This is a genomic window from Ruegeria sp. BC3, from assembly GCF_056539265.1.
This window is the reverse complement of sequence record NZ_JBQFUP010000012.1, coordinates 54,218-65,952: the sequence shown is the minus strand read 5'-3', so window position 1 is coordinate 65,952 and position 11,735 is coordinate 54,218. Positions and strand designations below refer to the sequence as shown.

8 protein-coding genes are annotated in these 11,735 nt (G+C 59.5%); 6 read left to right on the top strand and 2 right to left on the bottom strand.

Annotated features, from left to right (window positions below; genetic code table 11):
* Positions 1-202 precede the first annotated feature (202 nt).
* The 6 genes from ACR0MV_RS20810 (at position 203) to ACR0MV_RS20785 (ending at position 7,530) form a co-directional block, all read left to right on the top strand.
* Positions 203-1,342 (top strand): LacI family DNA-binding transcriptional regulator, encoded by a 1,140-nt coding sequence (locus ACR0MV_RS20810; RefSeq protein ID WP_480703584.1) that lies wholly within the window; start codon positions 203-205, stop codon positions 1,340-1,342.
* Between the two features lie 18 nt (positions 1,343-1,360).
* Positions 1,361-2,716 carry an ABC transporter substrate-binding protein gene (locus tag ACR0MV_RS20805; RefSeq protein WP_170468819.1) on the top strand — a complete coding sequence of 452 codons (1,356 nt, stop codon included), beginning with the start codon at positions 1,361-1,363 and terminating at the stop codon, positions 2,714-2,716.
* Between the two features lie 65 nt (positions 2,717-2,781).
* The gene (locus ACR0MV_RS20800) at positions 2,782-4,014 is read left to right on the top strand and encodes a carbohydrate ABC transporter permease (protein WP_480703583.1); all 1,233 of its coding nucleotides are present in this window, start codon (positions 2,782-2,784) and stop codon (positions 4,012-4,014) included.
* Positions 4,014-5,222: a carbohydrate ABC transporter permease gene (locus tag ACR0MV_RS20795; RefSeq protein ID WP_170427277.1), complete on the top strand. Its 1,209-nt coding sequence runs from the start codon at positions 4,014-4,016 to the stop codon at positions 5,220-5,222. Before ACR0MV_RS20800 ends, ACR0MV_RS20795 begins: the two co-directional genes overlap by 1 nt.
* Before the next feature lie 5 nt (positions 5,223-5,227).
* Positions 5,228-6,475 carry an MGH1-like glycoside hydrolase domain-containing protein gene (locus ACR0MV_RS20790; RefSeq protein WP_480703582.1) on the top strand — a complete coding sequence of 416 codons (1,248 nt, stop codon included), beginning with the start codon at positions 5,228-5,230 and terminating at the stop codon, positions 6,473-6,475.
* Entirely contained in the window at positions 6,475-7,530 is a 1,056-nt protein-coding gene (locus tag ACR0MV_RS20785) for an ABC transporter ATP-binding protein (RefSeq protein ID WP_480703581.1), read from the top strand. The genes ACR0MV_RS20790 and ACR0MV_RS20785 overlap by 1 nt, the downstream gene beginning before the upstream one ends.
* A gap of 87 nt (positions 7,531-7,617) precedes the next feature.
* On the opposite strand, the gene ACR0MV_RS20780 is transcribed toward ACR0MV_RS20785, so the two are convergent.
* Both ACR0MV_RS20780 and ACR0MV_RS20775 read right to left on the bottom strand, forming a co-directional pair.
* Positions 7,618-10,068, bottom strand: coding sequence for a GcvT family protein (locus tag ACR0MV_RS20780; RefSeq protein ID WP_480703579.1), 2,451 nt, complete (start codon positions 10,066-10,068; stop codon positions 7,618-7,620).
* Positions 10,069-10,186: 118 nt separating this feature from the next.
* On the bottom strand, positions 10,187-11,707 hold the full coding sequence (locus tag ACR0MV_RS20775; protein WP_480703578.1) for a trimethylamine methyltransferase family protein: 1,521 nt from the start codon (positions 11,705-11,707) through the stop codon (positions 10,187-10,189).
* Positions 11,708-11,735: the final 28 nt, after the last annotated feature.

Sequence of the window (11,735 nt, the reverse complement as noted above, 5' to 3'; positions counted from 1 at the left end):
GCAAATCCGCTGCATAATCACAACAACCAGTTGAGCCAGACCCTCTCTTAGTTCAGGCGGCCATCTGTCCCAAAATCCCTGACGACGGACACGCTGAATAGATCCAACTCTTGCTGACAATTTGTGCAAGCCAGCAGCCGGCTGCTGCAAATTTCTAAACTTTTTCGTTGCCGAAACCGGTTTCGGAGCAAACAAATATCACATGATGACGAATCCAAGACCGCAAAAGCGACAAGCATCGCTTCGGCAAACCCCGGCTTCGGGGCGCGTAAAGCTGGACCAGCTTGCGGACATTCTTGGGCTTTCAAAAAGCACCGTATCGCGGGCCTTGAACGGGTACTCGGACATCTCGGACACCACCAGAAAGCGGGTCGAAGCAACTGCACGGAAAATGGGGTATCGCCCCCTCAGCCACGCGCAGGCGATCCGAACCGGCCGGGTTCGCGCGATTGCGATGGTAATCAACAGCTGGGAACCGGACCGGAACAACCCGTTCCTTCAGGACTTTCTTGCAGGTGCCTGCGAGGCGGCCAGTGCATCTGACTGGACAATGACAATCTCGACCGCAAAGTCCGAAAAGGACATGCTGGACGTGTTGGGGCGGCTGGTCGAGGAACGTAAAGCGGATGGGTTCATCCTGCCCCGAACCGAGGTCGATGATGCGCGCGTCCATTATCTGCGCGACTTGAAAGTTCCCTTCATTCTTTATGGCCGCACAGGGTACGGCGAAACGGACCCGCAGGGCGATATCTCGTGGTTTGATATTTCGGGTGAAACAGCAACCGAGAATGCCGTAACCCGCCTGGCCCATCTTGGGCACCACCGCATCGCGTATATCGGCAGCGATCCCAAGTTCAACTATAGCCGCCTGCGCCGCGACGGGTACTTGCAGGGGTTGCAGGCCGCAGGTCTGGCAATGGATCCGGACCTAGTACGCGAAGGCGCGCGAACACGCGAGGAAGGTGCTGCCGAAGCCAGGGCCTTGATGCAGTTGCCCAGTCCACCAACGGCGATTGTCTGTGCCACCGATTTGGCGGCGCTGGGGTGTTATCCTGTCTGCACCGAGCTGGGTTTGGAGATCGGGCATGATGTGTCTATCGTGGGGTATGACGGCATTCCCGAATGCCAATATGTCAATCCGGGACTGACAACATTCAGTGTGGATTCGAGACGCGCAGGAGAGCGCCTGGCGACACTTCTGATCCGCCAGACCCGAGGCGAAGAACCCGCAACCCTGCGCGAGCTCAGCGACGCGGTGCTTATCGCACGCGAATCCGACGGGCCACCCCGGCTGACACCCGAGGCACTGGCGCGAAAAATCAACCTAATCCAACGATCATAACCGGGGAGGAAACCGACTATGAAACTCACACCTAAAGCATCGCGTTTGATGCTGGGCACATCGCTGGCGCTGGTGCTGGCTGCCGTGTCTGCGCAGGCGGACACAATCCGCTTCTGGACAACCGAGGAACAGCCCGAACGTCTGGCGAAGCAGCAAGAGATGGCCGACCAGTTCAAGGCCGAAACCGGCACCACGGTTGAGGTGATCCCGGTTACAGAAACTGATCTGGGCACCCGTGCCACCGCTGCTTTCGCGGCTGGTGACCTGCCGGATGTGGTTTACCACCCGCTGCAATACGCCCTGCCCTGGGCTGAAGCCGGTATCTTGGACACCGAAGCGGCCTCTGAGGTGATCGAAGAACTGGGTGCCGATACGTTTGCACCGGGCGCGCTGGGTATGGCGGCGTTCAACGGTGAAACGGCCTCTGTTCCGGTCGACGGCTGGACCCAGATGGTGGTCTATCGCAAAGACTTGTTCGACGAAGCCGGTCTGGAAGCACCCGACAGCTTTGCCGATATTCAGGCCGCGTTGGAAGCTCTGCACAACCCGCCAGAAATGTATGGCTTTGTCTCGGCCACCAAGGTGGACGAAAACTTCATGAGCCAGGTTCTGGAACATGTTTTCCTGGCCAATGGCGTCTCGCCCGTTGGCCCAGATGGGTTCCAGCCGCTGGACGAAGCCAAAACCACCGAGGTTCTGGATTTCTACAAAGCGATCTCCAAGGCATCGCCTCCGGGTGAGTTGTTCTGGAAGCAATCGCGCGAGCTGTATTTCGATGGCAAGGCCGCGATGATCATCTGGTCGCCTTTCATTCTGGATGAACTGGCCGGTCTGCGGGACAGTGCTCCGCCAACCATCAATGACGACCCGACCTCGCGCGATCTGGCCAGCAAAACCGGCATCGTAACTAAACTGTCCGGCCCTTCGAACCCCGATGGCGCAGCATGGGGTGACGTTCGTTACTTTGGCATCACAAACGACGCGGACACCGATGCGGCGATGGAGTTCGTGAAATTCGCGATGGATGACGGCTATACCCAGACGCTGGCGATTGCGCCAGAGGGCAAATTCCCAGTGCGTCGCGGCAATGCGGACAATCCGACTGCGTTCTCTGAGGCCTGGTCCGAACTACCTGTAGGCGTCGACCGCAAGGCACCGCTGGGTGAGCTGTACGAACAGTCGATGATCGACGAGATCGTCGGCGGCCTGGATGTTGCTCAGCGCTGGGGCGTGGCCGAAGGTCAGCTGGCGCTGGCATCGAAGATGATCAACAGCCAGGCGATCAACCGCGTCGTCCGTCAGTACATCGATGATGAGATTGACGCTGCCGCAGCCGTTGCGGCGATGAATGAAGAACTCGCCAAGGTCGAGTAACGCCACCACTCACTGGCATCTGCAGCGGCGGTCGCGCCGCTGCACCCAACCCTTCGAGGTACCCCATGACTTCGGCCACCCCACCGACCGGAACCGGGGCGTTAGCCAAACGCGAGGCGCGTCTGGCCTGGGCGCTGCTGGCTCCGACCATTATCAGTGTGTCGCTGGTTGTGATCCTGCCCCTTCTGGCGATCATCTGGATCAGCTTCAAACCCTTTACCCTATCTGACCTGCGCCCGCCGGCCCCGGTTGTACGCGAAAGTTTGCGAGGATCTGGCGACGATCTGCGGATCGAATACCGCCTGCGCAATTCCAGTCAGGAAATCGCCATTGAGGGCGTGACACTGACCGATGTCTTGCCGGACGGCGTTACCGCCGGTGAGATCATCGAACCCTGTGTGCTGGATGGGCAAGAGCTGTTCTGTGACTTTGGCACGCTGGAAGGCGGTCAACGCGAGCGCATACGGGTTCCTGTCACTATCGACGGCGACCCTGACGTGTTCGAAGATGCTGTGGAAGGGTCCGAACCGCGTGTCACCGGCAGCGGGTCCAGCGTTCTGACCAACTTTGAATTCAGCCTTGAAAACTATGCCCGTGTGTTTGACGGGGATGAGTTCTGGGGCGTCCTGTGGGTTACGCTGTTCTACACTGTCTTCGGCACGATCGGCGCGCTGGTCATGGGCCTGTTCGCCGCGCTTCTTCTAAACAAGAGCTTCAAGGGCCAGGGGTTTATTCGCGGCCTCTACCTGTTTCCTTATGTGGCCCCCGTCATCGCTGTGGCGTTTACATGGGTCACGCTGTTCGATCCGTTTTCGGGCTCGGCTAACGCATTGCTTGTGCAGATGGGTCTGAGCAGCGAGCCGATCAACTTCTTCGGCGAACGCCCTTTGGCGCTGATCATGGTCACAGTCTTCGAAATCTGGCGCTATTTCCCTCTGTCGTTCCTGTTCATTCTGGCGCGGATGCAGTCCATCGACTCCAGCATGTACGAGGCAGCGGACATGGACGGGGCCTCACCGTTCCAGAAGTTCTGGTTGCTGAGCATCCCGCAGCTTTTGGGCATCCTGTCGGTGCTGTTCCTGCTGCGCTTTATCTGGACGTTCAACAAGTTCGACGACATCTTCCTGCTGACCGGCGGCAATGCGGGTACGCGCACGCTGACCGTGAATGTCTATGAACAGGCCTTTGCAATCTCGAACATCGGCGCGGGTGCGGCCGTCGCCGTCGTGATCCTGATGTGTCTGATTGCCTTCAGCTTCGTCTTCTTCCGCTTCATCAGCCGAGAGGAGGGTCTGTGATGCGCAAAGGGTATATAACTGGCCCGGTTCTGGGCGCGCTCTGGATGGTGGTGATCGCGACCACTGCGGCCATCACCATGTCTTTCTCAACCGGCGATGCATTCCGTCCGCAGGTTTTGCTGAGCCTGACCTGGGGTGCATTGGCGGGTCTTGTCTACGTCCGTTTCCCTGAACAACGTGCGCCTGCGCGGCTGGGCATCTCGGCCCTGTTAGGCCTGTCCGGCCTGACCGGATTTGGACCCGTGCTGATCGGCTCTGACACGTCTTTGCAGGCCGTGCTGGTCACGGTCATTGCGATTGCCGTCGTAATGCATCTGTCGATGGCCGCGATCCTGAAAGAAACGCCGTTCGGAGAGCTCACTCGCCACGAATATGAGGACGCGGTCATCCGGTTCTGCACCGGGTTCGGCTACATCTTTTTCACGGCGATCGTGGTCATCCCCTTCTATGTGATGGTCATGACCAGCCTGAAATCCCAACAGGCGCTGTTACAGAACCCGTTGGATTTCTCGGTCGACCTGAGCCAGGGCACGGCCCTGTTCCGCAGCTATACCGAGCTGTTCCGGGATTTCAATTTCGGCACCTACCTTTGGACGTCCTTCTATGTCTCGGTCCTGACCGTGTTCATCACGCTGCTGTTCAGCGTCCCCGGTGCCTATGCCGTTGCTCGGTTCCGGTTTCAGGGGCAAAAGGCATTCTCACGCTCGATCCTGCTGATCTACATGGTACCGATGATCGTTCTGGCGCTGCCGATCTACATTGCATTCTCGGTAACGGGCCTGCGCAATTCGATCCTCGGCATCGTGATGATCTACCCGGTCACCACGATCCCCGTCGCGCTGTACATGCTGCAAGGGTACTTCCGCGGTCTGCCAACCGAGGTCGAAGAGGCCGGGCTGATGGACGGACTGTCCCGTCTGGCGGTGATCTGGAAGATCACTCTGCCGCTGAGCCTGCCCGCGCTGGCGTCGGTCTCGCTCTATGTCTTCATGATCGCTTGGAACGAGTTCCTTTTGGCCTTCATGCTGCTGGACGATCCGTCGAAATTCACCCTGACCCGAGGGGTCACGATGCTGAACTCCTCAGAAATTCCCCGTCAGCACCTGATGGCCGGTGCGGTGATCGCCACCGTTCCGATCATGGCGCTGTTCCTGGGACTTGAACGTTTCATGACCAAAGGCCTCACAGCGGGGTCTGTCAAAGGATGACACAGATGAACCAACATACGAACCCCGACCGCGAAGCGCGCAACATTCTGATTGCCAATGATCGCGGCGGCTACACCATCCCGACCGAAGGGCTATACCCATACCAGTGGAACTGGGACAGCGCGATTGCTGCGCTTGGCTTTGCCCAGTTCGATCTCGACCGCGCCTGGACGGAAATCGAGACGCTTTTCACCGGCCAATGGGATGACGGCATGGTGCCTCATATCCTGTTCCACCAGCAGGACGAGGGGTATTTCCCCGGCCCGGATGTCTGGGGCTGCAATGGTCCGATCCCGTCCTCCGGCATTATCCAGCCGCCCATCGCGGCCACGATGACGCGCAAGATCTGGGAGCAGGACACCGCGTTTGGAGACGCCCGGATGAAAGCGCTGTTCCCCAAGCTGCTGGCCTGGCACCGCTGGATCATGAAATGGCGCCTTGACGAGTTTGGGGCCGTCTGCACCACCCATCCGTGGGAAGCAGGCCGCGACAACGCGCCTGACTGGGACAACTCTATGGCGCGCATGGATGCGTCTGACGTGGGCGAGTACCAACGCCGGGACACAAGCCACGTAAACAGCGAGGATCGCCCGACGAAGTTCGATTATGACCGCTACATCAAGCTGGTACAGATCGGCCGAAAGGCGGGCTGGGATCAACAGGAACTGCTGACGCTGAACCCCTTCCGTGTTGCCGATCCAACGATGACCTTCACCACGCTGCGCGCTGCGCGGGACTTGTTGGTGATCAGCGAACAGCTTGGCTTGGACGCTGAAGGCCTCAGCGCAGACATCGAAAAACTGGAAACCGGTGCGCACTCCCTTTGGAATGAAGAGCTGGGCAGCTTTGACGCGCGCGACGCGCACACCGGCGAGATGGCCGACAGCGTTTCGAACGCGTCCTACCTGTGCTGGTATGCGGGTATCGAGTCGGACAAGATGCTGGAACGGTTGAAAACCACGCTGGCAACCGTGCCCTACCCCGTTCCAAGCTATGATCCGGAAATGCCGAAGTTCGACGCGCGCCGCTATTGGCGTGGCCCCACCTGGGCCTTCATGAACATGATGATCGGGTTCGGACTGCAGGACTTGGGCCATACCGAGCAAGCAGATCAGTTGCGCCAAAAAACAGGCGATCTGATCTCGGGATTTGGCTTCGCCGAGTATTTCGATCCCAAAACCGGCAGCCCGGCAGGCGGAAAGGCCTTCACCTGGACGGCGGCGGTCTGGCTTCACTGGGCAGGGAGGGCCTGATGGGTAGCATCGAACTAAAATCAGTCGAAAAATGGTTCGGCTCAGCCCAGGTCATCAAGGGCGTGGACCTCAAGATCGAAGAAGGTGAGTTCATCGTCTTCGTTGGCCCGTCGGGTTGCGGTAAATCCACCCTGTTGCGCATGATCGGCGGGCTCGAGGATATCTCGCGCGGGTCTCTGTTGATCAATGACAGCGATGTCACCGATCACCCGCCCTCCAAGCGTGGCCTGACGATGGTGTTCCAGTCCTATGCTCTGTACCCGCATCTGACGGTTGCCGAGAACATGGGCTTCTCACTGAAGGTGGCCGGTGTCCCAAAGGCGGACATCGCCGAACAGGTCAACCGAGCGGCTGAGGTTCTCAAGCTGGGACCGTTCCTGGAACGACGCCCAAAGGACCTGTCGGGCGGTCAGCGGCAGCGGGTGGCCATCGGTCGATCCATCGTCCGCGACCCCACGGCGTTCCTGTTTGACGAGCCGCTGTCAAATCTCGACGCCGCCCTGCGGGTCGAGATGCGGTATGAGATCGCCAAACTGCACCAAAGCCTCAAGCGCACGATGATATACGTGACGCACGACCAGGTCGAAGCGATGACATTGGCCGACCGGATCGTGGTTTTGGAATACGGTAAGATCGCTCAGGTCGGTACACCGCGCGAGCTGTACGAACGCCCTGCCAACCTGTTCGTGGCGCAGTTCATCGGCAGCCCGAAAATGAACATTCTGCCCTGCACGACCGAAGGCGACAGTTTCCGCCTAGAGCATGGTCGCAGCGGCCCGTTTTCTCGGTCCGGGGCGGCCACAAAACTTGGCATCCGCCCCGAGCACATTCAGATAAGCGCCGCGGGTGAAGGTCAGACTGATGGCGTCATTGAGGTGATCGAGTATCTGGGTGCAGACACTTTCCTGATTGTGGATTGTGGCGGCGAGGACAAGGTCACAGTCCGTCTGAACGGAGATACAGACCTGACGCCCGGCACTCAGATTGGTCTGCATTTTCCCACCGACAAGCTGCACTTCTTCGACGAAGACGGGCAGGCTTTGATGGCCGGTTAAACGACCCTGAACGCAACTCGCCCACCTGTCTCAGGTGGGCGAGAAATGGATTGATCCGCGGCTGCTGGCAGCCGTTGCTCGCGGAACTTACGCCCGCATGTTTGCACCGTTGGCGTCATAAATCGGCGCGCCCAAGACTTCGGCATCATACAGATCGCCCAAAATCTCGACCTGAAGCTTGGTACCCGGTATCGCGCTGTCTGTGGACACGTACCCCATCGCCATCGACTTGCCGACGCGATGCGCATAGCCACCCGAGGACACGTAACCCACGGCCTCACCATCCTTCAGGATCGCTTCATCGTTTGAGACGTCGATGCCGTCCACCTCGATTGTCATTGTTACCAGCTTGCGGGTGACACCTTCCTTCTTGATGGCCAGCGTCGCGTCCTTGCCGACAAAGCCCTTCTTCCAATTGATGAAGGCATCCATCCCGGACTCGACCGCGTTGAAATCAGGGCGGAAATCGGTGGTCCAGACGCCCCAGCCTTTCTCAAGGCGCAGCGACATCAACGCCCGGGCACCGTACCAACGATAGCCCAGATCGGCACCGGCCTCTTCGATCGCTTCGGCCAGACGCAGCAGGTATTGCGGGCGGCAGTAGATCTCAAAGCCCAACTCGCCAGAGAACGAGATACGGTTCAGTATCACTGGCACTCCGCCGACAAAGGTCTGGCGAAGATCGCGGAACTTCAGGGCATCAGCGCTGACATCCTCGCGGGTGATGCGGGCCAGCAAGTCGCGCGACTTCGGACCGGACAGCGCGATGCCGTGCCAATCATCCGAGACGTTGGCATAGCTCACATCCTCGGGCAGGTCCTTTTCGAACCAGCGGCGGTGCGCATCCTGCATCGCGCCCGAGCCGAACAGCATGAAGTGATCATCCGCCAGGCACGCGACGGTGAGGTCACCGTACAACCGACCCTTTTCGGTCAGCATTGGCGTCAGTGTCAGACGACCGGGTTTCGGGACATAGCCCGCCAGCGTCTTGCTCAGATAGTCACGCGCCCCTGCGCCCTTGAATTCGTGCTTGGCGAAGTTGGCGATTTCGATACCGCCGACAGCTTCTTGCACGGCTTTGACCTCGCGCGCCACGTAGTCGTGGCTGCGGTTGCGCTCGAATGTGGGTGTTTCATGCGCGTCTTCCGGGCTGTCCGCGAACCACAGCGCGTTCTCAAGGCCGAACCCCTGCCCCATCACAGCGCCCTTTGCCACCAGCCGGTCGTACAGCGCAGTCGTTTTTTGCATCCGCCCCTTTGGCAAGGTTTCGTTCGGGAAGGTCATAACGAAGCGGCGTTCGTAATTCTCTGTCGATTTGATTGTGCCCCAATCCGGGGTCGCAAACTCACCAAAGCGCGCCACATCCATGGCCCAGACATCAATCGAGGGTTCGCCGTCGATCATCCACTCCGCCATGGTCAGACCCACGCCGCCGCCCTGACAGAAGCCGGCCATGACACCCACGGCGACCCAGTAATTCTTCATGCCCGGAACCGGACCGATCATCGGGTTGCCGTCTGGACCAAATGTAAACGGTCCGTTGATGATATCCTTGATCCCGGCCTCGCCGATCGCCGGAATGCGCTCGAACGACATCTCTAGCCGGTCGGCGACGCGGTCCAGATCAGGCTGCAGCAACTCATGCCCAAAGTCCCATGGCGTGCCGTCGACCTTCCACGGCGTGCCTTTTGGCTCGTAGGTACCCAGAAGCATGCCTTGACGCTCCTGACGGAAATAGATGTTTGCCTCATAATCGATCCCGGCAGGCAGACGCGTGCCGTGATTGGCGACCGCGTCGATCTTTTCCGTGATCAGGTAGTGATGCTCCATCGGTTGCACCGGCAGGTGGACGCCAGACATATGCCCAACCTCACGCGCCCAGAGGCCCCCGCAGTTCACCACATACTCGGCATTGATCTGCCCCTTCGGTGTGGTCAGATCCCAGCTGCCGTCGGGGCGCTGGCTCATTCCGGTCACGCCGCAGTGGGTGAAATACTGCGCCCCGTGCACCTTGGCCGATTTGGCAAAGGCATAGGTCGCGCCCGAGGGATCCAAGTCGCCGTCCTGATCGTCCCAGAGCGCTGCGTGATAGTGTTTCGGGTCGATCAGTGGGTGACGCTCGGCCACCTCTTTCGGGGTAATGAACTCCTGATGCAGCCCCATATAGCGCGCCTTGGACCGTTCGCGTTTGAGGTAGTCGTACCAGTCCTTGGTCGAGGCCAGATAGAAGCCGCCGGTGATGTGCAGGCCGACGGAATGGCCCGAGGTCTCTTCGATTTCTTTGTACAGATCAATCGTATAGCTTTGCAGGCGCGAGATGTTGGGGTCCGAACTGATCGTATGGATCTGACCGGCCGCGTGCCAGGAGGAGCCGGAGGTCAGCTCATCACGTTCCAGCAAGACCACGTCTTTCCAACCGAATTTGGCGAGGTGGAACAGGATAGAGCATCCAACAACCCCGCCGCCGATCACGACGACCTTGGCATGAGAGGGAAGCTGTTTGCCGCCGGTGCTTTCGTCTTTTTGAATTTCAGGCATGGGAACGTCCTGTGTCATGTGCGTGATGTTTAGGGAAAGGGGGCTGTCTGCCCCCTCTTGAGCCTGCGGCTCAATTCACCCCCGAAGGTATTTTTGGCCAGATGAAGGGATCGCTGGTTCAGTACCAGGCATCCGGGATTTCTTCCTTTCGCCGAGCGACGTAGGCTGCCAGTTCTTCTTTCTTGGCTTCATCCATTGCTGGGGGCTGATATTCGTTCAGCATCGCGTTCCAGCGCTCGTAGGCGCGGCGACGCATGTCTTTGGAACCGCCTTCTTCCCAGCTTTCGACATTCTCGCTGTCGCTGAGTTTCGGCTCGTAGAACGCAGTCTGGTAGTTTCGCATCGTGTGGCCGCAGCCGAGGAAGTGACCGCCTGCGTCAACCTCGGAATAGGCATCGCGCGCAAAAGCGTCGTCGCTGGTATCCAGTCCCTGACTCAGAACCTTTTGGTAAGAGCCCAGTCGGTCCGCATCCATGATCAGTTTTTCGAACCCGGTGCACAGGCCGCCCTCGAGCCATCCCGCAGAATGCAGGACAAAGTTGGCACCGGCCAACATCGTCGAATGCATGGAGTCAGCGGATTCATATGCGGCTTGTGCGTCTTCGATTTTCGAGGCGGTCAGCGACCCGCCGCAGCGCAACGGCAGGCCCGCGCGGCGCGCCAACTGACCGATTGCGTAGTTCGACATCACAGGCTCGGGCATACCGAATGTCGGCGCGCCGGATTTCAGAGACATGGAAGACAGGAAGTTACCCAACACAAAGGGCGCGCCCGGGCGCAGTAGTTGGACGTAGGCGCAGACCATCATCGCCTCAGCAATGGCCTGCGCGACACTGGCGGCTGTGCTGACCGGACCCATGGCCCCAGACAGGATGAAGGGCACCACGATCATGCCCTGTCCTCGGGTGGAATAGACCCGCGCCGCTTCGGTCACCACACGATCCACCAACAGGGGTGAATTGGTGTTGACGTTGCCCATGATGACGCAGTTCTGGTCCATGACGTCCGCGCCAAACACGATCTCGGCCATATCGACGCTGTCTTGTGCGCGGCTCATCTCGGTGATCGCGCCAAGATGGGGTTTGTCGCTGAGCGTCATGTGGGCAAACATCATGTCCAGATGCCGCTTGCTGACCGGCACGTCACAAGGTTCGCAGGTGACGAAACCGCCGTGATGCAGATTGGGGTGCAGATAGGTCAGTTTGACCAGTTTCTGGAACGCATCCATGTCGCCATAGCGCCGCCCACCTTCAAGGTCGCGCACAAAAGGTGCGCCATAAACCGGCGCGAACACTTGGTTACCATCGCCAATCACGACCGATCGCTCTGGGTTGCGGGCCAGTTGAGTGAACTTTTCCGGGGCCTTCGCGCACAGACCCCGAATCCACGTTGCGTCGGCGCGAACAATGTCGCCTTCGATCCGCGCGCCCTCGCACCGCCAGAGGTCAAGCGCCTCAGGGTCGTCGCGAAATGCAATACCCACGTCTTCCAGGATCCAGTCAACCTGCGCTTCGAGGCGCACCAGATCCTCTTCGTTCAACGGGTTGAAATAGCTCAGGCGCCGCTGGATGTACGGCGATGCCGGGGCTCCGGCGGGGGCGCTTTGGCGGTCGCGCGAGGCGCGGGCGCGTCTGGCCATGGGGGACTCCTCGATTCATTTGGCCAGA

Excerpts from the sequence above, each read along its gene's own strand:
- ACR0MV_RS20805 (WP_170468819.1), top strand. The coding sequence starts at position 1,361 with ATGAAACTCACACCTAAAGCATCGCGTTTGATGCTGGGCACATCGCTG.
- ACR0MV_RS20810 (WP_480703584.1), top strand. The coding sequence starts at position 203 with ATGATGACGAATCCAAGACCGCAAAAGCGACAAGCATCGCTTCGGCAA.
- ACR0MV_RS20790 (WP_480703582.1), top strand. The coding sequence starts at position 5,228 with ATGAACCAACATACGAACCCCGACCGCGAAGCGCGCAACATTCTGATT.
- ACR0MV_RS20795 (WP_170427277.1), top strand. The coding sequence starts at position 4,014 with ATGCGCAAAGGGTATATAACTGGCCCGGTTCTGGGCGCGCTCTGGATG.
- ACR0MV_RS20775 (WP_480703578.1), bottom strand. The coding sequence starts at position 11,707 with ATGGCCAGACGCGCCCGCGCCTCGCGCGACCGCCAAAGCGCCCCCGCC.
- ACR0MV_RS20800 (WP_480703583.1), top strand. The coding sequence starts at position 2,782 with ATGACTTCGGCCACCCCACCGACCGGAACCGGGGCGTTAGCCAAACGC.
- ACR0MV_RS20780 (WP_480703579.1), bottom strand. The coding sequence starts at position 10,068 with ATGCCTGAAATTCAAAAAGACGAAAGCACCGGCGGCAAACAGCTTCCC.
- ACR0MV_RS20785 (WP_480703581.1), top strand. The coding sequence starts at position 6,475 with ATGGGTAGCATCGAACTAAAATCAGTCGAAAAATGGTTCGGCTCAGCC.